The organism is Mesorhizobium sp. M0496 (assembly GCF_040321205.1).
GTDB lineage: Bacteria > Pseudomonadota > Alphaproteobacteria > Rhizobiales > Rhizobiaceae > Mesorhizobium.
In genome coordinates, this window is sequence record NZ_JAMYRC010000007.1 from 1 (window position 1) to 22,298 (window position 22,298).

Annotated in this window: 19 protein-coding genes and 1 pseudogene; 9 read left to right on the forward strand and 11 right to left on the reverse strand. The window is 64.9% G+C overall.

Annotation, left to right across the window (positions count from 1 at the left end; translation table 11 throughout):
* Nucleotides 1-593 precede the first annotated feature (593 nt).
* Together NKI73_RS08950 and NKI73_RS08955 are read left to right on the forward strand one after the other, a co-directional pair.
* Complete coding sequence (locus tag NKI73_RS08950) at nucleotides 594-1,127, forward strand: FecR domain-containing protein (RefSeq protein ID WP_352628653.1); 534 nt, start codon at nucleotides 594-596, stop codon at nucleotides 1,125-1,127.
* A 6-nt stretch (nucleotides 1,128-1,133) separates the two neighbouring features.
* The gene (locus NKI73_RS08955; RefSeq protein ID WP_352628656.1) at nucleotides 1,134-2,996 is read left to right on the forward strand and encodes a CHASE2 domain-containing protein; all 1,863 of its coding nucleotides are present in this window, start codon (nucleotides 1,134-1,136) and stop codon (nucleotides 2,994-2,996) included.
* Between the two features lie 50 nt (nucleotides 2,997-3,046).
* Here the strand turns inward: NKI73_RS08955 and NKI73_RS08960 are convergent, their stop codons facing one another.
* The 3 genes from NKI73_RS08960 to NKI73_RS08970 form a co-directional block, all read right to left on the reverse strand.
* Nucleotides 3,047-3,196, reverse strand: a complete 150-nt coding sequence (locus NKI73_RS08960) for a hypothetical protein (protein WP_023780469.1) — start codon at nucleotides 3,194-3,196, stop codon at nucleotides 3,047-3,049.
* Nucleotides 3,193-3,534 carry a DUF2934 domain-containing protein gene (locus NKI73_RS08965; RefSeq protein ID WP_352628658.1) on the reverse strand — a complete coding sequence of 114 codons (342 nt, stop codon included), beginning with the start codon at nucleotides 3,532-3,534 and terminating at the stop codon, nucleotides 3,193-3,195. The genes NKI73_RS08960 and NKI73_RS08965 overlap by 4 nt, the downstream gene beginning before the upstream one ends.
* Before the next feature lie 108 nt (nucleotides 3,535-3,642).
* Entirely contained in the window at nucleotides 3,643-4,233 is a 591-nt protein-coding gene (locus NKI73_RS08970) for a BA14K family protein (protein WP_352628661.1), read from the reverse strand.
* A gap of 216 nt (nucleotides 4,234-4,449) precedes the next feature.
* Here NKI73_RS08970 and NKI73_RS08975 point away from each other — a divergent pair, with 216 nt between their 5' ends.
* Genes NKI73_RS08975 through NKI73_RS08985 form a run of 3 tightly spaced genes read left to right on the forward strand, consistent with a single transcriptional unit; the run spans nucleotide 4,450 to nucleotide 9,696 of the window.
* Nucleotides 4,450-8,562, forward strand: coding sequence for a Pls/PosA family non-ribosomal peptide synthetase (locus NKI73_RS08975; protein ID WP_352628663.1), 4,113 nt, complete (start codon nucleotides 4,450-4,452; stop codon nucleotides 8,560-8,562).
* Nucleotides 8,540-9,043 carry a GNAT family N-acetyltransferase gene (locus NKI73_RS08980; RefSeq protein ID WP_352628666.1) on the forward strand — a complete coding sequence of 168 codons (504 nt, stop codon included), beginning with the start codon at nucleotides 8,540-8,542 and terminating at the stop codon, nucleotides 9,041-9,043. Before NKI73_RS08975 ends, NKI73_RS08980 begins: the two co-directional genes overlap by 23 nt.
* Before the next feature lie 35 nt (nucleotides 9,044-9,078).
* A complete protein-coding gene (locus NKI73_RS08985) occupies nucleotides 9,079-9,696 on the forward strand; it encodes a 4'-phosphopantetheinyl transferase family protein (RefSeq protein ID WP_502905655.1) in 618 nt (205 codons plus the stop codon).
* Between the two features lie 9 nt (nucleotides 9,697-9,705).
* Here the strand turns inward: NKI73_RS08985 and NKI73_RS08990 are convergent, their stop codons facing one another.
* Complete coding sequence (locus NKI73_RS08990; protein ID WP_352628670.1) at nucleotides 9,706-10,812, reverse strand: KamA family radical SAM protein; 1,107 nt, start codon at nucleotides 10,810-10,812, stop codon at nucleotides 9,706-9,708.
* A 370-nt stretch (nucleotides 10,813-11,182) separates the two neighbouring features.
* Between NKI73_RS08990 and NKI73_RS08995 the strand changes: the two genes are divergently transcribed.
* Complete coding sequence (locus tag NKI73_RS08995) at nucleotides 11,183-12,841, forward strand: acyl-CoA synthetase (RefSeq protein ID WP_352628672.1); 1,659 nt, start codon at nucleotides 11,183-11,185, stop codon at nucleotides 12,839-12,841.
* Nucleotides 12,842-12,877: 36 nt separating this feature from the next.
* On the opposite strand, the gene NKI73_RS09000 is transcribed toward NKI73_RS08995, so the two are convergent.
* On the reverse strand, nucleotides 12,878-13,159 hold the full coding sequence (locus tag NKI73_RS09000) for a hypothetical protein (RefSeq protein WP_352602158.1): 282 nt from the start codon (nucleotides 13,157-13,159) through the stop codon (nucleotides 12,878-12,880).
* Nucleotides 13,160-13,483: 324 nt separating this feature from the next.
* Between NKI73_RS09000 and NKI73_RS09005 the strand changes: the two genes are divergently transcribed.
* On the forward strand, nucleotides 13,484-14,377 hold the full coding sequence (locus NKI73_RS09005; protein ID WP_352628674.1) for a hypothetical protein: 894 nt from the start codon (nucleotides 13,484-13,486) through the stop codon (nucleotides 14,375-14,377).
* Nucleotides 14,378-14,409: 32 nt separating this feature from the next.
* Here NKI73_RS09005 and NKI73_RS09010 read toward each other — a convergent pair whose 3' ends face one another.
* On the reverse strand, nucleotides 14,410-15,312 hold the full coding sequence (locus tag NKI73_RS09010) for an NmrA family NAD(P)-binding protein (protein ID WP_352628676.1): 903 nt from the start codon (nucleotides 15,310-15,312) through the stop codon (nucleotides 14,410-14,412).
* Nucleotides 15,309-15,491, reverse strand: coding sequence for a YjiS-like domain-containing protein (locus NKI73_RS09015; RefSeq protein WP_352628678.1), 183 nt, complete (start codon nucleotides 15,489-15,491; stop codon nucleotides 15,309-15,311). Before NKI73_RS09015 ends, NKI73_RS09010 begins: the two co-directional genes overlap by 4 nt.
* Before the next feature lie 216 nt (nucleotides 15,492-15,707).
* Here NKI73_RS09015 and gcvA point away from each other — a divergent pair, with 216 nt between their 5' ends.
* Nucleotides 15,708-16,619 (forward strand): transcriptional regulator GcvA, encoded by a 912-nt coding sequence (gene gcvA, locus NKI73_RS09020; RefSeq protein ID WP_352628680.1) that lies wholly within the window; start codon nucleotides 15,708-15,710, stop codon nucleotides 16,617-16,619.
* Between the two features lie 276 nt (nucleotides 16,620-16,895).
* Here gcvA and NKI73_RS09025 read toward each other — a convergent pair.
* Together NKI73_RS09025 and NKI73_RS09030 are read right to left on the reverse strand one after the other, a co-directional pair.
* Nucleotides 16,896-17,105 (reverse strand): annotated as a pseudogene (locus tag NKI73_RS09025) (tautomerase family protein); the annotation flags it as partial.
* A gap of 69 nt (nucleotides 17,106-17,174) precedes the next feature.
* Nucleotides 17,175-17,915: an SDR family oxidoreductase gene (locus tag NKI73_RS09030; protein ID WP_352628682.1), complete on the reverse strand. Its 741-nt coding sequence runs from the start codon at nucleotides 17,913-17,915 to the stop codon at nucleotides 17,175-17,177.
* 103 nt (nucleotides 17,916-18,018) lie between these two features.
* Between NKI73_RS09030 and NKI73_RS09035 the strand changes: the two genes are divergently transcribed.
* Nucleotides 18,019-18,912: a LysR family transcriptional regulator gene (locus NKI73_RS09035; RefSeq protein WP_352628684.1), complete on the forward strand. Its 894-nt coding sequence runs from the start codon at nucleotides 18,019-18,021 to the stop codon at nucleotides 18,910-18,912.
* Between the two features lie 37 nt (nucleotides 18,913-18,949).
* Here the strand turns inward: NKI73_RS09035 and NKI73_RS09040 are convergent, their stop codons facing one another.
* A complete protein-coding gene (locus tag NKI73_RS09040) occupies nucleotides 18,950-20,260 on the reverse strand; it encodes an HlyD family type I secretion periplasmic adaptor subunit (protein ID WP_352628686.1) in 1,311 nt (436 codons plus the stop codon).
* Complete coding sequence (locus NKI73_RS09045; RefSeq protein ID WP_352628688.1) at nucleotides 20,257-22,233, reverse strand: type I secretion system permease/ATPase; 1,977 nt, start codon at nucleotides 22,231-22,233, stop codon at nucleotides 20,257-20,259. The genes NKI73_RS09040 and NKI73_RS09045 overlap by 4 nt, the downstream gene beginning before the upstream one ends.
* Nucleotides 22,234-22,298: the final 65 nt, after the last annotated feature.

A 22,298-nucleotide genomic window follows, 5' to 3' on the forward strand; every position in this document is an offset into this window, starting at 1 on the left:
CCTGTTTTGCGGCTGCGCGTTTCGCTAACGCCTTCCCCCACTCCGTCGCCGCTTCGCGGCGCCACCTCTCCCCCCTCCGGAGGGAGAGGAAGGCGCCAAGGTTGGCGAACTCGCGCCTTTCCTCTCCCCCCGTCGATCGGTTCCTTGTCGTGATTGACGAAGCAAAAACGCAAAAACCCGCCTAGCGGGCGGGCACAGATCGATACCATGGACGAATATGTAGCATAGCTGCCCTCACGGTGTCAAGAATAAATTCCTATCGAAAGGCGGCGGCGCTTGGCCTTCGGCAGGGTGCGGCATGCCGCGCGAGGTCGCCATGGTCCAGGGTTTTTACGCTGAGGTGTGGTCGGTCATTGCCGGTCCCCCAGCACCTCGACCGTGTCATTGGCAGTAAAGGTCGCCGCCTGAATTTCGTCGACATTCGCATTGCGGCCGCGGCCTTGTTTGGTGTTGGAGCAGGTAGTCGTGCTAAGATCGCCGGTCGGCACCCTGCCGCCTCTGCGCAAAGCGGCTGCAAGTGCCGGTTGGCAAGCACAGGCTGACGGCAGCAGATTTTCTTGGCCGCATATTTTCGCAAGAGCAAGGAGGCGGTGATGAGCGCAAGGGACCGATTTTTCCGCAGCCTGGTGATGGCTGGCCTGTTTGCCGGTGTCTTCTGGGTGGATGCCGCCCTGGCGCAGGACGCAGGGTGTACGTTCAGGCCGGTGGCCGCTACGTCCCGACAGATTCTGAGATGTCGGGAAGGCATTACCATCATTGTGGAAGGTGGCGCTCGTTTTACGCTGGTGGACCGCGATCGAAACGGCAATGCCGATGCGGTCAGGTTGCGGCGCAAGGCGCTGCTGCTCGATGCTCCAGCCGGCTCTGTCCCGGCTGGCTTCGCGGTTGTCACGCCGCAGGCGATCGCCGCGACGCGAGGTACCAAATGGGCAGTCGACGTCGGCCAAGGCAAGACGTCCGTTTTCGTCCTCAGGGGTCGCGTCGCCGTAAACCGGCCGGCGTCCAGTGCCGGCGTGGTGCTGTCGCCGGGCGAAGGCGTCGACGTCGAGGCCGGAACAGGACCCCTGACCGTCAAGCGCTGGCCCGCCAAGCGTGTTTCCGCATTGCTGGCCCGTTTCGGCCAGTGAGTTGCTGTGAGCAGGCGAGCGCTTCCGACGCTGATCGCGCTCGTCCTCGCGGGTGTTTGGGGCGCCGGCCTGGGCTTCGCGCACTGGCGCGGCAATTTGTGGTTTCTCGATCGCGTTGAAGCAACGATGACCGATCTTCGAACGCTTGTTCGAGGAACGGCAAAGCCACCGGAGCTGATCACCATTGTCGCGATAGACGACGACGCAGTGCGGCACGAGGGTACATATCCCCTCAACCGCGCCACGCTTGCCCGGATCGTCGATACGATAGAGCGCCTTGGCCCGAAAGCCATTGCGCTCGACCTGCTGCTGGTCGATCCCGGGGCAAAAGACAACGACGAGGCGCTCGCGCGCTCGCTGAGCAGGGGTCCAAGCGTAATCGCAGCCGCGGCGGTCTATCCCGGAGGCAAACAATGGACGATGGGCGAAGGACCCATCGCCGGCGTGCCGAATGCCGAGCGGTTCCTGTGGCCCCTGAAAGCGTTCTCGGATGCCGCCGCTGTCGGCGTCGTCAACGTGGCCACCGACAAGACGGGAACGCCCCGCTTCGTGCCGTTGCTGTTTCGGACCGGAGATCGGCTGGAAGCGTCTTTCCCCTTGCGTGTTGCCGCCATGGCAGCAGGAGAGGATCCAGAAATCGCAGCCGATCATCTATCGCTGGGCGGACGGTCTATTCGGACGGACATTGGTCACATCCTGCCTCTGACATTCTATGGTCCGCGAGGCACGATCCGCACGATCGGCGCGGCGAGCGTGCTGATCGGCCAATTCGATCCCGGCACTATCCGGGATCGAATTGTTGTGATCGGAGCGACTGCAACCGGCACCGGCGATGTTTTCCCGACACCGTTCGATCCCATACTCCCGGGCGTCGAAGTCATATCGACGGCGATTGCCCATCTGACGGCCGGCGACGGAACAGTGCGAGACCAGCATGTTCGGCTTGCGGATGCCGGCTTTGCAGTGGTGCTGCCGATGATTCTCGTGGGGCTGTTGGCTTGGCGGCGAAACGCCGGCGGCCTCGCGGCGATCGCCGGCGTGGTCTTGCTCTGGTTGGTGGTCAACATGGCCGCTTTCTCGCACCACATCTGGCTGAGCGCCGCGTTGCCGATAACCGCCGCCGTTCCGCCGGTCATCCTGTTCGGGGCCGCGCAGCTTTGGCTGGGCAGGCGCCGGGCCCAATTTTTCGCAACGCAGAGCCAATTGCTTCAACGCGTTGAAGCCCCAGGCATGGGGGAGTGGCTGGCCAAGCATGGCGACTTCCTCTCGGAGCCCGTCCGGGGAGATGCCGCCATCCTGTTCATCGATCTGTCCGGCTTCACGGGACTGAGTGAATCCTTGGGACCGGTCGCCACACGCGAACTCCTGAACGGCTTTCATGCGTTGGTCGGCGAAGAAGTGACGAGCTGCGGTGGCGTCGTCACGAGTTTCATGGGTGACGGAGCCATGATCCTGTTCGGTTTGCCGGAACCAGCACCGAATGATGCTTTCAATGCCGCCCGCTGTTGTGTGGCGCTCTCCAGCCGCACCAACGATTGGCTCGCCACATTGCCTGCATCGACCGCATCCCGGCTCGGCTTCAAGATTGGAGCCCACCACGGAACAATCGTAGCCTCCCGACTCGGCAGCGAAGGCCGTCAGCACATCGCGGCCATAGGTGACACAGTCAACGTTGCCAGTCGCTTGATGGAGATCGCAGCCGACCAGAATGCCGAAGTCGCTGTGAGTGACAAAATGCTTGATGTCGCCGGCCGCGCCTGCGCGTTGTTCCTATCCGGTACCTTGAAAGGACCTGTGGAAACACAGATCCGTGGGCGATCCGGCTCGCTCGCAATCTGGCTTTGGCAGAGTGCACGGACGTTGCAGTAGATCAGGCCCTGATCAATGTGGCGGCCCTTCGCCAAAGCTTCGCCACCCCCTCAATGCCGCTTAAAATACTGCACCTCCCGCTCATGCTTCTCAGCCGCCTCCCGCGTCTCAAACGTGCCCAAATTCCGCCGCTTGCCGGTCTTTTCGTCCTTCTTGCGTGAATAGAGGCGGTATTTTCCACCTTTCAGTTTTCGGATCATTTCGCTTGTCCCTCCTCAGGGCTTCGCCGCCTTTTGGTCTTGAGGGTGCGCGCGGCTTGTTCGACGGCGGCGCGGTCGTGGCCCAGGCGGTCGATCAGCGCCTGTGCTTCGTCGCCCGATATGCCGGTGCGCACCGCCAGCGCCTCGACCTCCAGCACGTCGGTGCTGGCGATCTCGCCGGTTTGCGCATCGCCTGCCGTCAGCGGCAGCGCTGCCTCGCGGTCGATCTCGGCCTCGGCCTGGTGCCAGTGCCGCTCGGGATCGCCATGCATCCTGCCTTCGCGTTCCCAGATCAGGTATGCGCGCTCACGAATCCTGTCGTTCCGGTCGTCGTCCATGTCTAGGGTCCTCCTTGGGTCAGGGATAAACGTTGTGCCAATCCGAACGATCCAAAAAATCTGCGTGATGGGATCGCGCCATGTCCTGCGGCGCGCGGGCTCGCCACGCTACTGGCATTGCCGTCTCGGCCCGCCGGAGTATGGCTGGTAGCTGTTGTCTTCCGGGCGGTAGGAACGGTAGCGGCTGAAGCAAGTGTCGACATGGTCGGCGGAAAGCTCGGCGCCGCCGTCATTGATAGCGTAGACGCCCAACCCCGCGCCCTCGCCCGGCTGGGCGGCGTGGTCGGCGATGTCGAGATAGGGCGAGATGCAGGGGCGTTGCTGCCCGCTATAGGACATGTAGCTGTTGTCGTCCGGCCGGTAGGAGCGGTAGCGGCTCGCGCACCAGGCGAGATGCGGAGGCGGCAGTTCGGCCGCGCCGGGCGCGATGGCGCCGGTGATGATGGGATCGGGTGGCGTTGGCTGCGGTTTGGCGGGGATGTCGGGCGGTGCGGACTGTTCGGCCGGCAGACGCTCGAGGCTCTGCGCCGCCTTGTTCACCGGCCGCGCTTTTTTGGTCCACAGCTCCGCCACGCTGACGGTGGCCGATGCCGGGCGCGGCGGCTTTGCGGCAAGCAACCAGGCGGCGAACGCCAGCCCGCTGCCGAACACCGCAAGGGTCAGCACGAAGCCGCAGACCAGTCCCAACACCGCTTTCACGTCACGCTCCTTAAGTCCCTGCTAATAGAATGCAGGGCCTCGAGGCTGGTTCCAGAAAAACGCTCGGCCGATGCCGGCGACGCCGCTCACGCAGACACACTCCAGAAACAAAACTCAACAGTTCGGACAAACTGGCGAAAAAATCGGATGGCATAAGCCTCCCGCAGCGGCCGGAAAATGGCCGCGCCGGGCGTTTGCCGGCCAGGACGAGAAAGCATGGAAATGGATCACGGTGTCGACATCGCCGAACTGGACGCGGCACCACCGGGCAGCCAGCCCGAACCCGACCTGGCAAGCATCGATGCGCGGGTAAAGACGGGCCCCGCAACAGTCGCGCGCGGCCAAATCCTGACGGGCGCCGACTTTGCCCGGCAAGGCCTGCCCGGTGAGCGGCTCGATACGGTGTTCGAACAGCTCGCGCAGACATTCGCCGCCTTGCCGGCGGTGATCTCCGACGGGCGTGCCTGGACCTATCAGGAGTTGGACAAGCGCGCCAACCAGTTCGCCCGCCTGCTGGTCAAGCGCGGCGTGCGGCCGGGCGACCGCGTCGGGCTCATCCTCGACCGCTCGGCGGAGACCTATGTTGCGCTTCTCGCCGTGATGAAGGCGGGTGCCGCCTTCGTGCCGCTGGCCACGGCGTTTCCCGAGGAGCGGATGACGCTCATCATCGAAGACGCCGGCTTGAGCCTGATCGTCACCATCGCCGCCTATGCCTCGCGCGCCGGTCAGCTGCCCGTCCCGCATCTGCTGATCGACAGCGCGGCCGCCGAAATCTCCAAACAGTCCAGCGCGCCGCTGAAGCCGCATGCGAAGACTTCGGACGACACCTGCTACATCCTCTACACCTCGGGCACGACAGGCAAGCCCAAGGGCGTGGTCATCAAGCACCAGAGCTTCGTCAACTTCATCCGCGTCGCCGCCGCCTCCTACGGCTACCGGCCGGGCGACCGTGTCTATCAGGGCATGACCATCGCCTTCGACTTTTCCTCCGAAGAGGTCTGGGTGCCGTTTGCCGCCGGCGCCACGGTCGTGCCCGCACCGGGCCAGATGCCGCTGGTGGGCGAGGAACTGGCTGATTTCCTGCGGTTCCATGACATCACCTGCATGGCCTGCAGCCCGACGCTTCTGTCGTCGATGACATCGGACGTGCCCAGCCTGCGCACGCTTCTGGTCGGCGGCGAGGCCTGCCCGCACAATCTGGTGGTGCGCTGGTCGAAGCCGGGGCGGCAGATCCTCAACACCTATGGCCCGACCGAGGCGACCGTCACCGCCACCATGGGCGCGCTGACGCCCGACAGTCCCGTTACCATCGGCGCACCGCTGCCGACCTACTCGATCGTCATTCTCGACGCTTCGCTGCCGCAGCTTGCCGAGCCCGGTGAACTGGGCGAGATCGGCATTGCCGGCATCGGGCTCGCGGTCGGCTATCTCAACAGGCCCGACCTTACCGAACAGAAATTCATTGCCGATTTCGTCGGCCTGCCGAACAACCCGTCTAAGCGCATCTACCGGACGGGCGACCTTGGCCGCATCAACGACAGTGGCGAGATCGAATACAACGGGCGCATCGACACCCAGGTCAAGATCCGCGGCTACCGTATCGAGCTCGGCGAGATCGAGGCGGTGCTGCTCGACCAGCCGGAGATCGCGCAGGCTGTCGTCACCACCTGGGAGATCGAGTCCGGCCGCGTCGAACTGGTTGCCTACTATGCGCCCAAGGCCGGCATGCCGGCGATTTCCCGCGCGGATCTCGCCCAGACGATGAAGCGGCGCCTGCCCGATTACATGGTGCCCTCCTATCTGGAGGAACTGCCTGTTATCCCGATGACGGTCTCCAACAAGGTGGACCTGCGCCAGCTGCCGAAGCCGACAAGTGTGCGGCTTTCGGCCGATCGCGCGATGGTGGCGCCCGGCAATGACGACGAGCGTTTCCTGGCCGACGCACTGGCGACCGTGCTGAAATTCGAAGAAGTGTCCGTCGAGGACAATTTCTTCGACGATCTCGGCGCCAACTCGCTGCTGATGGCGCATTTCTGCGCCCGCGTGCGCACCAGGAAGGAATGGGCGACGGCGTCGATGCGCGACATCTATCTCCATCCAACCGTGGCGCGCCTGGCGCGGCATCTGGGCGTGGCGGAGGAGATGACCACGGCCACCAACGAGCCTGTCCTCACCCGCCGGGCATCGAATTTTGCCTACTGGACCTGCGGCGCAGCACAACTGCTGTTCTATGGGCTCTACAGCTATGTCGCCCTGTGGGCGGTCAATGACGGCCTCAACTGGATGTATGACGCGCTCGACGATCCACTGCAGCTTTACCTGCGCTGCGTGGCGCTTTCGGCCGCCGTGTTCTTCGGCATGTCGGGCTTTGCCGTCATCGCCAAATGGGTGCTCATCGGCCGCTGGAAGGCGGAGGCGTTTCCCATCTGGGGCGTGCGCTACTTCCGCTTCTGGGTCGTCAAGACATTGATCCGCACCGCACCCGTCGTGCTGTTCCGTGGCAGCCCGCTCTACAGCTTCTATCTGCAGCTTCTCGGCACCAAACTCGGCAAGAACGCCGTCATCGAATCGAAATCCGTACCCGTCTGCACCGATCTCATTTCAATCGGTGCCAACACCATCCTGCGCAAGGAATCGATGATCCTCGGCTTCAGGGCGCAGTCCGGCTATATCCACACCGGGCCGCTGACCATCGGCCGCGATGCCTTCGTCGGCGTCGGCTCGACGCTCGACATCGACACCCGGATCGGGGATGGCGCCCAGCTCGGCCACTCATCCTCGCTGCACCGCGGGCAAAGCATCCCGGACGGCGAACGCTGGCACGGATCGCCGGCCGTGCCGACCACGGCGGACTATTGCAAGGTGCGCAATGTCGATCCTTCCAACATCCGGCGCTTCCTGTTCGAAGCGGTTCAGCTGATTGGCCTGTTTGCCATTGTCACCCCTTTGCCGCTGCTGTTCCACAGCTACTGGGAAAATGTCGGCGACGACTATCAGGAGACGATCGGCATCGTCGCGATCGGTACCACGGTCACACTGTTCGGCTACATCGCCGTGGCTTTTCTGGCGGCGACGCTGGTGCCGCGCCTGACAAACCTGATCCTGAAGCCAGGCCGCACCTACACGCTTTACGGCTTCCGCTACTGGCTGCAGACGGTCGCCGAATTCACCAGCAATTCCCGCGTCCTGGGTCTCCTGTTCGGCGACAGCTCGGCCATCGTGCACTATATCAGCGCCATCGGCTGGAACCTCAACAAGGTGGTGCAGACCGGTTCCAACTTCGGCTCCAACCAGCAGCACGAAAACCCGCTTCTGTGCGAGATCGGCACCGAGACCATGGTGTCGGATGGACTGTTCATGATCAACATGCACAAGTCCGCCTCCGCCTTCCGGCTCGAGCCGACGCGCATCGGCGAGCGCAACTATCTCGGCAACAACATCTACTATCCGCCGGACGGACGCACGGGCGACAATGTCCTGCTCGGCACCAAGGTGATGATCCCCATCGACGGGCCGCTGCGCGAAAATGTCGGGCTCTTGGGTTCGCCCGCCTTTGAAATCCCGCGCATGGTGAACCGCGACAAGGAGCTTATCGCCGGCATCGACGAGGCGGACCGGCGCCAGCGCATCCCGCTGAAGAACCGCCACAATCTGGTGACGATCCTCCTGTTCGTGGCAACGCAATGGGTCATGTTGTTCGCCACGCTGGCGATCTGGGACCGGGCGCTGAACTACTATACCGAATGGGCCGAGGTTGCGCTCTTCGTCGCCGTGCTTTTGACCTCGGCGATCACCATTCCGTTCTACATCCTGGTCGAGCGGGCGAGCCTTGGTTTTGGCAGGCTGAAGCCGCAGATGACGACGATCTACGACGTCGCATTCTGGCGCCATGAACGCCACTGGAAACTCGCGGATTCGCCGATCGTGCGGCTGTTCGCCGGCACGCCGTTCCGGCCGATGATCCTGCGCCTGCTGGGCGTCAAGGTCGGTAGCCGTGTCTACGACGGCGGCAGCAATTTGACCGAACGTTCCCTGGTGGAGATCGGCGACGACGTCACCCTCAACGAGGGCTGCGTCATCCAGGCCCATTCGCTGGAAGAAGGCGCGTTCAAGTCCGACTTCATCCGCATCGGCAAAGGCTGCACGCTCGGACCCTCCGCCTTTGTCCACTATGGCGTGGTGATGGGTGAAGGCTCGGTGGTCGATGTCGACTCCTTCGTGATGAAGGGCGAGGAGCTGGAGCCCAATTCCATTTGGCGCGGCAACCCGGCCAAGCTGCATCGCTTCGTCGAGCCGATCACCGACGATGGCTCCAAGGTATCGGCTTGAAGAAGGCATCGGCTTGAAGACCGCAGACATCCGTCTCGTTGCCGTGACCGAGGCCAACCGGGCCCTGGTCGCGGCCCTGGAGCTCGCTCCGGAGCAGATGGATTTCGTCGCCAGCAATGCGGACTCCCTGGAAGAGGCCGAAACTGACGAAGACGCGAGGCCGCGCGTCATAATGGCCGGGGATCGTGTTGTCGGTTTCCTGATGTACGAAGCACCACGCGATGACGACGAGGCGCGCATCTACCGCTTCATGATCGACCGGGCCTCTCAAGGTAGAGGTTACGGCAAGGCCGCGCTACGCGAAGTGCTGGACGAGATCAAAAGGCTCGGCCACATCAGGCACGTTTCGATCTGCTACGAACCGGAGAATGATGCGGCGCGAAACCTCTATCGCAGCGCCGGTTTCGTCGAAGAAGGGCTCGACGAGGACGGAGAAATGATCGCCGATCTGGTCCTCGCCGCACGGACGCACGATCCGTGACGCGGCCGCCCGCAAGTCTGCCCGAGGAAATCTCCTTGGCCGAAGCGATCGCCGCCATCGCGCCCGACAGTGCCCGGGTCGGATGCCGGGTCATACACGATGGCGACGAAGCCCATCTGCTGCCCGAGGAAGCGCGTTCCATCCCTGCGCGTCAGCCGGCCACGCGGCGGGCCAGCGGCGCGGCGCGCTGGATCGCGCATGGGCTGCTGGCGGATATCGGCTTCAACGATTTCGCCCTCCTGCGCACGCCCTCCGGCGCACCCGCCTGGCCCGACGGGATAATCGGTTCGCTCGCCCATGACGACGATATGGCGGTGGCGGCGGTTGCGCCCATTGGCCATATCGTCTCGCTGGGTATCGACGTCGAGCCCGCGCAGCCTCTCCCGGACGACATCTTCGCACTTGTTGCAATCCCTGCCGATAGGACGGACGCAGCGGACCGGCATCTTGCCGGTCGCATCCTCTTTTGCGCCAAGGAAGCTGTCTACAAGGCCGTCTATCCGCTCGATCGCGAGGTGCTCGGCTACGAGGACATCACCGTCGACCTCAACGCAGGCCGTGCGACGACGAAGACGGGCCGCAAGGTCAGCCTCGCATACTGTGTTGCCCCGCGTGTGGTAGTGCTGGCGTTTGTCGAGAGCGAGGCGCGTTAGCTCGCAGCCCTATTCGCCAACGATCTCCGTATAGTCCCTCACCTCGCCATCGAGCCCACGCAACCGCCAGCTCTCCCCGTCCCGCGCCTCGACATAACAAGGCCCGATCGGCACTTTCCCCCCGCCTTCCGGCAGGTCGAGTACATAGACGGGGTTGCAGATGCCCGACAGCCGGGCGCGCAATGCCGCGGCCAGCGCCTGGCCCTGCGCAATCGTCGTGCGCCTGTGCGCCATGCCGCGCGCGAGGTCGCCGTGGTGCAGGTAATAGGGTTTGACGCCGAGGCGGTACATCAGCTCGCGGCAGAGTTCCTCCAGCACCTCGACACTGTCGTTGACGCCCTTGAGCAGAACGCTCTGGTTGAGCAGCACGAAACCCGCGTGGCGCATCGTCCGGCAGGCTGTCTCGGTCGCGGGCGTGATCTCACGCGCGTGGTTGAAATGGGTGACGATTGTGACCATCAGCCGGCCCTGCAGGGCGGCAACCAGCCCTGGCGTAATGCGCGATGGCAGTGCCACCGGCACGCGCGTGTGGATGCGCAACAGCCGCACATGCGGGATCGCCTCGATGCGCGCGAAGATTTCGGCCAGCGCCTTGTCAGGCAGGGATAGCGGATCGCCGCCGGTCAGGATCACCTCGCGGATTTCGGGGTGGTCGGCGATATAGGCCAGCGCCGGCTCCAGCGCCTCGCGCGTATAACCCCTGCCGATCGCGGTCAGCGATTCCTTGCGGAAGCAGAACCGGCAATAGACCGCGCATTGATAGGTCGGGAACAACAGCACCCGATCGGCATGGCGATGCGTCAGCCGCGGCACCGGGCTGAATTCATGGTCGGCGATCGGATCGTCGAGCTCGCCGTCCTGCTCCATCAATTCGTCGGGCGACGGGATGACTTGCGCCCGGATCGGGTCAGCGGGATCGTTCCAGTCGATCAGGTCGAGATAAGCTTTGGGAACGCGTACCTTGTGGTTTGCCGCCGCGGCTTGCGCCGCCGCACGCTCGGCTGGCGACAGCGGCAGGGAGGCGAGATCGCGGACGTGGCGAACACCGGCGCGGACGTCCGCCTGCCAGGAGGTGTCGGCGGCGGGCGCATCTTGGAGGTTGGTGTCTGAGGTCATCGGTTTCTCGGGGCATTCTAGCCGTGCTATCGGCCAGATGGGCAGTCGGGTCAACCACGTGCTTTGCCTTGTCAGAGCCGCGATCCTTCGCGCCCCCCTCTGTCCTGCCGGACATCTCCCCCACAGGTGGGGAGATTGGATGTCGCTTCGGCTTTCGCCAATCTCCAATGTCGCAAGAGGAGAGCCGGCGCCCGAACTGCCAATCTCCCCCCTCGTGGGGGAGATGTCCGGCAGGACAGAGGGGGGCGCCACAGAGCGCCAGCCTTCCCGCCACCAACTTTCGCCGCATCGACCACGCCCGCAATTTCAGGCAAGCTCACAGGCGACAGCGCCGCAAGGGGAGATGCGGCGCCTCGGGAGGAGGACTGCCATGAGCCACACAACTCCGGCGCTGCCGCGCTATAGCGATGCCGTCGCGCGCTTTCGCCTCTCGGATGAGATCGCAAAACTTCACGGCGATCCGGCCACCGGCATCAACGCCTGCATCGAATGCTGCGATCGCCACACCGGCCAGAACCGGCCGGCCTTGCGCGCCATCTCCGCCGCCGGCGAGCTGCGGGAATTCAGTTTCGATGACCTCAAGGACATGTCCGCGCGGGTAGGCAACGTCCTGAAAGCAGCCGGCGTCGGCCCCGGCGATGTCGTCGCCGGCATGCTGCCACGCATTCCCGAGCTGGTGGCGCTCATCCTCGGCACATGGCGCACCGGCGCGGTCTACCAGCCTCTGTTCATCGCCTTCGGCCCCAAGGCCATCGACCACCGGCTGAAGACCAGCGACGCCAAGCTCGTCGTCACCAACGCGGCCAATCGCGGCAAGCTCGACGAGGTCGAGGATTGTCCTCGGGTTGCGACCATCCTTGCCCCCGGCGAACCCTTGCCGGCCGGCGACATCGATTTCCGCGCCGCCTTTGCCGCCGCCGCGCCCGAATGCGAGCCGGTGATGCGCAAGGGCGACGATCTGTTCATGATGATGTCGACCTCGGGCACGACAGGTTTCCCGAAGGGCGTGCCAGTGCCGCTCAGCGCGCTAATGGCCTTCGGCGCCTATATGCGCGATGCGATCGGACTTAGACCCGACGACGTCTTCTGGAACATAGCCGATCCCGGCTGGGCCTATGGCCTCTATTACGCCATCACAGGACCCTTGCTGCTCGGCATCGCCACGACCTTCAACGAGGGCGCCTTCACCGCCAAAAGCACCTACGACATCATCGAGCGCCTCGGCGTCACCAGCCTTGCCGGTTCGCCCACCGCCTTCCGCCTGCTGCTGGCGGAGGGACTGGCGTCCGCCGCCCGCGTCAAGGGCCGCCTGCGCGTGGTGAGCAGCGCCGGCGAACCGCTCAACCCGGAAGTTATCCGCTGGTTCGATGCCCATCTCGCAGCCCCCATCCATGACCATTACGGCCAGACCGAGAACGGCATGATGGTCAACAACCATCACGGCCTGTCGCACCCGGTGCGTCACGGCTCAGCCGGCTTTGCCATGCCGGGCTACCGCATCGTCGTGCTGGATGAGGCCGGCCACGAACTTGGCCCCAACCAGCCCGGCATCCTCGCCGTCGACATCGCGAAGTCGCCGCTGCGCTGGTTCGGCGGCTATCACCGGGCGGAGACGCCGGCCATAGCGGGCGGCTATTACCGCACCGGCGACACCGTCGAATTCGAGCTCGACGGCTCGATCTCCTTCATCGGCCGCGCCGACGACGTCATCACCTCGGCCGGCTACCGCATCGGCCCGTTCGACGTCGAAAGCGCGCTGATCGAACATCCGGCGGTCAACGAGGCGGCGGTGGTCGGTGTGCCCGATCCGCAGCGCACGGAGATCGTCAAAGCCTTCGTCATCCTGGCGCCTTCGTACAGCGGCAGCCCGGAACTGGCGGAAGAACTGGCGCAGCATGTCCGCAAGCGCCTCTCGGCTCACGCCTATCCGCGCGAGGTCGAGTTCGTCAGCGAGTTGCCGAAGACGCCGAGCGGCAAGATCCAGCGGTTCCTGCTGCGGAAGGCGGAGGTGGAGAAGCGGAAGGGGTAAGCGGGGCTGCGCAGGGGCACGGGTGGCTCCATCCCTTCAATGCGCCACGCCATCCGAAGCGTGGAGCAGCCTCCAGGTCAAACCAACGCGACCATGGAACTGTGAAACAAAATGTTCGGCGGCCATAGTCTCGAGGCCGTCATCGACGAGCGCCTCGATGCTTCGCCGCATCAGGACAAGCTGCATCTGCCTGGCGTGTTCCAGGTCTGCCTCTCGCATGATTGCCGTGACGTGGTAGGCGACGACGGGCTGGCCGAGGCAAGATAGCAGCGCGTTGGCCTCGGCTGTCACCGCCATCACTGCGTCTTCGATCTTCATTCTGGCGCTCCTCATCAAAAATGATGCTGACGCCTCCCCACAAGGCGACGGTGGTCCGTCGCTTCTTTTTTGAGTACCCCGCGCGGCCGAAAGCGGCACGCCAAGCTGATAGTTGCCGTCTTTCCAGGTCCCTCGAGCAGCCTCGTTCGGCCCAAAAACAGTATCCGCCAAATTTGATTCAAAGGCGACCGGATAGTTAATCGATGGTTAATGGGCCGATTGCATCCCCGATGGACCAGGATGTTTGGCTTCGACGGTCGCTGCCGCGCAATTGCCGCAAAGCTGCTCGATGGCTCCCGGCCTGTGGATCGCGGGGGGTATATCATGCGGCTGGTTTGGACCATCATCTTCGCGCTCGTAACCGGCACGGTTTTCGCGGCCTCGCCGGAGGACGATTATATCGCCGCACGCGACAAGGCGATTTCCGCCATGGCTGCACTGGCAAGCGCGAACGAACCCGTGGAAACGCTCGATGCCGCCGGAGCGAAGGCGTCGGCCGATCTCGAAGGGCGTCTGTCCGCCATCCTCGGCCCCTTGGCGGTTGCCGATTTCCCGGCAAACGGCACGATCAATCTCGGAAGCCTGAGCGATGCCGATATCGGATTCGGCATGCTCGACGGTTTGCGATACGCCAAAAGCGATGACGGCCCGAGCCTCGTGGCAACGACGCGGGGGCTGCTCGAGCGCTGGCTCCAGTCCAGGGCGGCCGAGCTGGACGAAAACTTCAGACTGCCAGCCGGCATCGATGCGGCGTTGAAGCTCGATGCTTTCTACACCCAGGCGATCAACAGCGACGCAGCGTTCACGGGGACTCTCGACTTTTCGCTGAAGAAGCCAGAAGGCGCAGACATCGCCTTCGCGCGGCTCGGTGGCTGGGCGCAGGACATAGGACCGAACCCCGACCAGCAGGTCATCGTCACGCTCGTCAAGGGCAATAGCGTCATGATCGCCTCGGCGCCCGCGGCAGCGCCTATACCCAAGATCGCGGCCTGCGACGCCGTGTGGACGTCGGCGGACGCCGCCGCCCAGAAATTCCAGGAGGCTTACCAGGCCTCGGACCTCAAGGACGAAACGGCGTATGATGCCGCCAATGTCGCCTGGGAAAAAGGGGACGCCGACTATCGCGCCTGCATGGGCGAGCACCTGCCGAGCGAGCCGGTCTTCCCCGCACTTCTCGCCCAGGCACAGGAGCTTGCCGATCACATGGCCGGCAAGTAGGCCACTTCCCGGCGCGTCGGCGCCGAGCCTCCTCAGCCCTGCCGCCGTTGGCCCTTTGCGCCCGCCATCGTCACATACGCGCTCTCGATCGTCTCGAAAGTCAGCTCCGGATAGAGCGCCCCGGCTTCCGGCGTGGCCGTTTCAAGCGCTGTCTCGCCGCGTATCCAGAACGCCCGCAGCAAGCCGAGGCCGGGAGCTACCGCGATCATCGCCTCCAGTTCGTCGGCGCTCTGGGGCACGATGCGCGGCGAGCGGCCGCTCACCCGGCGCCACAGATCGACCATTTCGTTCTGGGTGATCTTGTTCTGGGCGATCCGGATCTCGCTGCGGATGGCCTTGGGGTCGTTCAACGCGCGCAAGGTGACGGCGGCGATGTCCTTCTCGCTGACGAATGTCGCCGGCACATTGCCGTTGCCATAAAGCGTCACCTCTTCGGGAGGCAAAGGCGACGAGCCGAAGCGCATCAAGTCGCCCAGCGTTGCCACCCAGGTCGAAAAGAAGCCGTTGGTGTAGACCACCGTATAGGGCAGATCGACCTCCTTGATCGCCGAGAAGACGTCCCGCTTGAGGTCGAGTGGCGGGATCGAACCCGGGGCGGCGGCGGCAAAGTCGAGGCCGAAGCCGGCAGAAGGCACATAGCGGGACACGCCGGCATCCCTGAGCGCGCGCACCAGCGTCATCTCGCTGGCCGAATCCACATGCACCGAGGAGATGACGCGATCCACCTTGCCGACGGCGCGGACAAGGCTGTCATAGTCGTCGAGATCGCCAACATGGACCGTGGCGCCCAATGCCTTGAACGGGCGCATCCGCTCTTCATTGCCGGCTGTTGCCGGACGAACCAGAACGTGCAGGCGATCGCCATTGCGGGCGCTGGCCTGCGCCATCTCGCTGCCGAGCAGCCCCGTCGCGCCGATGACAAGGGTGCTGGTCATATCGCCCTCCCATTGCGCAGGATGGAACCATTCCAGTCGCGTTCGAAGCCGATATCGTGCAGGCGATGGTCCGAGAAGCGCGCCACCCGGCGCAGCATGCGGCGGCGCTCGATTGCGGCCGAGGTTCTGAGAGCGAGGCCGCTCATCGCGGCGCTGATGGAGTTGAAGGTCGGGTTCATTGTCCGTCTCCTGTGTTTGCCTGGGCGCAAGCGTGCCGGCGCCGTCCGCGAGGGACGAGCATGACGATCGCTCACATTGTTTCTGGTCGTTCAGCGCAGCGGCGAGATGGAAAACCCGATCTGGATGCGCTGCTACGCCTATAGATTGGACATTTCCGGGCTGGACGACAAACGACTCTTTGTGCAGGATTTGTGAGCAACGCTCACAGGTGGATCATGCCGCGCAGACTGCCGCCCCTCACCGCCTTGCCGGCCTTCGAGGCCGCCGCGAGGCATCTGAGTTTCTCGAAGGCGGCGGGCGAGCTCAACGTGACCCATGGCGCGGTCAGCCGCGCCATCCGCAACATCGAGGACCGGCTGGGCATCCAGCTTTTCGATCGGGGGACGCGGTCCGTGCGCCTGACCCCTGTCGGCGCGGCCTACGCATTGGAAGTCAGGAAAGCGCTGGACCAGATCGCTGCCGCCACCATTGCCGCCACGCCCGACCGCACCACGGGCATCCTGAACGTCAGCACATCGGACGGTTTTGCGGGCCGCTGGCTGGTGCCGAGGCTGCATCGCTTCCACCGCGCCAATGCCGACATCGACGTGCGGCTCTCCACGTCTGGCGTGCTTTCCGATTTCGTCAGCGACGGCATCGACATCGCCATCCGCTATGGCAAGGGCGGCTATACCGGAGTGACCGCGGAATTTCTTGCCGACGAAGAGGTCTTCCCGGTCTGCAGCCCGGAACTGCTGCAAGGTGAACATCCGCTGCGCCTGCCCGGGGATCTCAGGCATCACAAATTGATTCATGACGCTTTTCGCATCGACTGGGCGACATGGCTCGAACACGCAGGCGTCGGCGATGTCGACCCCAAGCGTGGCGTGCGCTTCGATTCCGCCACCTTCGCCGTCGAGGCCGCGGTGCAGGGCGAAGGCGTGCTGCTCGGCCGAAGCGCGCTGGTCTCGGCCGACCTTGCCGCGGGGCGGCTGGTTCGTCCCTTCGACCTCGCGCTGAAATCCGCCTCGCGCTACTACGTCGTCTACCGCGACGGCGCGCTGCGCCAGAAGAAGATCAGAGCGTTTCGCGACTGGCTGTTCGCCGAAGTGGCGGCCGACTGGATCGGGATGACCAAAAGCGATTGAGGCAGAAGGCTTGCGCCTGCGAGGCGCAAGCGGCGCCGCGCCGACCCCCACCCGCTGCTTCGCAGCGACCCTCCCCACAAGGGGCAGGGTGAGGAAGCGCGTATACGCCAGTGGGTCAGCGCCTTAGGACGATGCGGAAAAGCTGGGCTCCCCACCTCCCCCTTGTGGGGAGGTCGGACCGAAGGTCCGGGTGGGGGTGTGCTGGCGCAGATCTTGAAGAACCTGATTCCTCGTCCCCGTTTTGCGAGAATTGAAGCCGTCGCTTGCCCCGCGCTGCTCCTTGGCGCGATAGGCTTCGGGCACGACGAACACTTCGTCGGCCCGGCCATAGCCGCCGTCGGCGACCTCCTCCACCAGCACCATCGTGTAGGGGCGCACGCCCTCGCCGAAAAAGTCGACGAACATCTGGGTGGTTCGATGGATGAGGTCTGCCTTCTGCGCCTTGGAAAGGGCCGCTTGCGGCATCTTGAAGTTGGCGAATGGCATGATCGTTTTCCTTGGTCTTTCGAGGGTGGATTCAAGCTGTGGATAGAGCCAAGCCGGCTGATTGCCGCCTCAGACCACGCCGCCATTGGCGCGGATAATTTGCCCGTTGACCCAGCCGCTGTCCGGCCCGGCCAGGAACGAGACCAGCCCGGCAATGTCGTCGGGCTGGCCAAGCCGGCCGAGCGGGATCGTCTTGCCGATGGCCTCTATCTGCGCCTCGCTCTTGCCGTCCGTGAATAGGGCGGTTTCGATCGGTCCGGGCGCCACCGCGTTGACCGTGACACGACGCGCGCCGAGTTCCTTGGCCAGGATGTGGGTCATTGCCTCGACGCCCGCCTTGGTGGCGGCGTAGACGCCGTAGGCCGGCTGGTAGAGGCCGACGACGCTGCTTGAGAAATTGACGATGCGGCCGCCGTCGCGAAGCCGGCGCGCGCCTTCCCGCATGCCGCGAAACACGCCGCCGAGATTGATCGCGATCTGCGTGTCGAACGAAGCATCGTCGGTCTGCGCGATCGGCGACGTCTTCATGATGCCGGCATTGTTGACGAGGATGTCGATGCCGCCGAACGCCTTCTCGCCGGCGTCGAACAGCGCTGCGATGCCGTTCGGATCGGCGATATCGGCCTGCACGGCGATCGCCTTGCCGCCGCCAGCCTCGATGGTGCGGACAAGCTCTTCAGCCTCCGCGCGGCCGCGTGAATAGTTGATGACGACGGCGACGCCGTCGCGGGCGAGCCGCTGCGCGATCGCGGCACCGATGCCTTTGGAGGCGCCCGTCACGATCGCCGTTCTGGGTTGATCAGATGCCATGGAAGTGTCTCCGCGTTGTTGGTGACACAGACATAGGCCACGCCAACTTCCGGATAATCACCCGCCTATTGACATCACTATTCGGAAACTGCGAACAAAAGCCATGGATCGGCTGGACACGATGCGGCTCTTCATTCGCGTTCTGGAGCGGCGCAGCTTCACCGCTGCCGCGGCCGATCTCGGCCTGCCGCGTTCAACCGCGACGGAAGCGGTCCGGCGGCTGGAAGAGCATCTCGGCGCACGCCTGCTGGAGCGAACGACGCGGCAGGTGAACGCCACGCAGGATGGCGAGGCCTACCATCGGCGCTGCCTGTCGATCCTGGCCGAGATCGAGGATGCCGAGGCCGCCTTCCGCAACGCCGAGCCCTACGGGCTGCTGCGCATCGACGCCAGCACGCTGCTCACCCGCACATTCCTGTTGCCGCGCCTGCCGGAGTTCCTTGCGCGCTATGTCAGGATCGACCTGCAGATCGGCCAGAGCGACCGGCTGGTCGATCTCGTGCGCGAGGGGGTGGATTGCGTGATCCGCGTCGGCGAGCCGCCCGACAGCGGCATGATCATGCGGCGCCTGGCTGTCATACGCGAGATCACCTGCGCCAGTCCCGCCTATCTCGAACGCCACGGCACGCCCGCCTCCCCCAATGCGCTCGACGGTCACCAGGCGGTGGGCTTCGTCTCGTCGCGCACCGGAGAGACCCTTCCGTTCGAATTCACCGTCGGCGGCAAGACCCTTGAGGTTCGGCTGCCGGGCCGCGTGGCGGCCAACAATTCGGACACCGCCGCCGATCTGGCTCGGCTTGGCCTCGGCCTCATCCAGGCGCCGCGCTATCGCTTCGAGAAGGATCTCGCCGACGGAACGCTCGTCGAGGTGCTGGCCGACTACCCGCCTTCGCCGACGCCGCTGTCGGCGCTTTACCCGCAGAACAGGCAACTCTCGCCACGCCTTCGCGTCTTCCTCGACTGGGCCTCGCGCATCTTCGCCGAGGCTGATCTGTAGGGGTAAGATCAAAGGGTTGGCGTTGCCGAGCGTCTTCTCATTCCCTGAAGGCGCGGCTGATCTGGTCCTGCAGCGGCTTGACGAGGTAGGAGATCACGGTTCGGTCCTCGGTCTTGATGAAGGATTCGACCGGCATGCCCGGAACCAGCTTGACCTCGCCGAGGCGCGCCACCTCGGAGCTCGTGGTCGCGATGCGGACAGTGTAGTAGCTGATGCCGGTGCGCTGGTCGGTGGTCGTATCCGGCGAGGTCCGTTCGACCGTGCCGTTGATTTGCGGCGTGGTGCGCTGGTTGAAGGCCGAGAAGCGCAGCGCCGCCGGCTGGCCGATCCAGAGCTGGTCGATGTCGCTCGGCGCGATCTTGGCCTCGACAGTCAGGCTGTCGCTGTCGGGCACGATCTGCATGATCGTCTGACCAGGCGTGATGACGCCGCCAATCGTATGGGCGATGGACTGCTGCACGACGCCGTCCTGCGGCGCGCGAATGTCGATGCGCCTGAGCTGGTCCTCGGCGGCGATCTTGCGCTCCGTCAGTTCGCCGACCTTGCCGTCGATCTCGCGCAAATCCTTGTTGACGTCGGTGCTGAGCTCGAGGTCGATCTGAATGATCTGCAAATTGATCTCGGCGATCTTGCCCTGGGCCTGCGCCAGGGCGGCCGTCAACTGGCCGCGCTCGCCGTCGAGCCGCGCCGACTCGCGCTCCATGGCGGTCAGGCGGTCGATGGAGATCAGCCGCTTTTTCCATAGCGCGCGTATGCTGGCCAATTCCTCCTCGACAAGCGCGATTTCCTGCGTCTTGGCATCGGCCTGGGCGGTGTCGCCGCCGATCTCTTTCTGCAGCTGGAGGATGCGCTCCTGCAACTGGCTCTTTTGACCGGAACGAGCCGCCCGCCGCGTCCCGAAAACCTGTTCCTCGCCGGCGATGACCTCGGCGATCGCCGGATCGCCGCGGCGATCGAGAAGGTCCTGCGGAAAGGCGATGGCGTCGGCGCCCTGGCGTTCGGCCTCGAGTCGCGCCTCACGCGCCGACAGCTGGTCGAGGGCCTTGGTGACGACGGCCAGATTGGCCGCCGGCATGGTCGGGTCGAGGCGCACAAGCAGCGCACCGTGCTTGACGCGGTCGCCGTCCCGCGCGGCGATCTCGCCGACGATGCCGCCGGTCGAATGCTGCACGTCCTTGACGTGGGAATCGACGACGAGAACCCCCGACGCGATGACCGCTCCCGAGATTCGGGTCAGCGAGGCCCAGCCGCCGACGCCGCCAACCAGCAGCGCGACCGCAATGAGGCCAAAACGCATGTAGCGTCGAATAGATTGGTGGGAGGAGTTGGGCATCGTTCCTCCCCTCATTCACCAGCCGCGGCCACGCCAGGCCGCGGCGCCGGCTCCTCGGTGGCGAGCCTGAGGTGCGGCACGGCGGCCACCGCCGGTTGCGGCCGCGGAAACAGCTTGTTGAGGACGTCTTCCTTGAGGCCGAACGCCTGGACGCGGCCCTGGTTCATGGCGAGGATGAAGTCGACCGTGCCGAGCGCGCTTGGTCGGTGCGCCACGAGCGCGACGATGCCGCCACGCTGCCGCACCGAAACAATCGCCTGGAACAGCGCCTGTTCGCCTTCGGCGTCAAGGTTGGAATTCGGTTCGTCGAGCACCACCAGGAAAGGATCGCGATAAAGCGCGCGGGCCAGCGCGATGCGCTGGCGCTGGCCGGCCGAGACGGCCTCGCCGAGTTCGCCGATCTGCGTCTCGTAGCCGTCGCGGAAACCGACGATGAGATCATGCGCGCCGGCCGCCTTGGCGGCGGCAATGATCAAGGCGGGATCGGCATCGGGCTCGAAACGCGCGATGTTCTCGGCGATCGAGCCGGCAAACAGCTCGACGTCCTGTGGCAGATAGCCGACGAAGCGGCCGCGATCCTCCGGCGACCACTGGTCGAGGTCGGCGCCGTCGAGCCGGACCCTGCCGGCGGCGGGCGGCCAGGCGCCGACAAGCGCCCTGACCAGGGTCGACTTGCCCGAGCCGCTCTGGCCGATGATGCCGACGGCGTGTCCCGCTTCCATCGCAAAACTGGCGTCCTGCACCAGCAGGCGCTGCGTGCCGGGCGCCGCGACGCTGACGCCCTGCATGAAGACGTGGCGGTGCGGCTTCGGCATCGCCATCGGCTCGGCGTCGGCCGGCACGGCGGCAAGTATCCTGGTCAGTCGCTGCCAGCCTTGTCGCGCCGTCAGGAAACCCTTCCAGTTGGCGATGACCAGATCGACGGGCGCCAGCGCGCGACCGCTCAGGATCGATGCGGTGATGATAATGCCGGCCGTCGCCTGCTGCTCGATCACCAGCCAGGCGCCGACGCCGAGCATGGCCGATTGCAGCAGCATGCGCAGCACCTTGGACACGGCGCCGAAGCCGCCGGCGATATCGCTGACGCTGCGCTGCTCGGCGAGATAGTCGCGGTTGGCCTCCTCCCATCGCCTGGCCATCCTGCCGCCCATGCCAAGAGCCGCGATGACTTCCGCGTTGCGATTGCCGGTCGTGGTCAGGCCGTTGCGGATAATGCCGGTCTGAGTGCCTGAGGTGACCGGCTTGCGCGTCAGCCGCTCGGCAAAAACGGTCAGGAGTACAAGCACGATCGCCCCGACCAGGGCGGTCAGGCCCAGAAGCACATGAAACATGAAGATGATGGCCAGATAGAGCGGCAGCCATGGCAGATCGAACAGCGCGGTCGGGCCGGTGCCCGACAGGAAGGTGCGCACGCTGTCGAGGTCGCGCACCGGCTGCATGCTGTCGCCGTTGCGCCCGACCTTAAGCGGCAGCTTGAGGACGCTGGAATAGACACGGGCACCGAGCGCCTCGTCGAGGGCGCCGCCGATGCGCACCAGGATACGCCCGCGGATGAAATCGAGCACGCCCTGGCCGGCATAAAGGATGGCGACGAGCAGGCTGAGGCCGATGAGTGTCGGCACGCTGCGGCTCGGCAGCACGCGATCGTAGATCTCGAGCATATAGATCGAGCTGGACAGCATCAGCACGTTGAGAACGCCGCTGAACAGCGCTATGGCGATGAATGCCGAGCGGCAGGATTTGATCGCCACCGCGAGTTCCGAGACCTGCTGCCGGGCACCGGGCTTGGCACCGGGCCTGGCAGCGCCTCGCGCGGTTGCCGCGACGCCGGCATCCACGCCGGTTTTGGCCGTATCGGGACTGCGTGTACGAAACAGCACAAGAGCGCCGAACCCCGCCAGCGCCAGGCAGAGCAACCCGAGGCCCGGCGACGCCAGCATGCCACCGAGTCCAAGAAAAAGGGCGCAGGCGATCACGATCAGACCCAAGGACCTGATCCTGGCCTGCGCCGAGTTGAAGAGAGTGGAGCCCCTTCCCATGCCAATTCACGCGG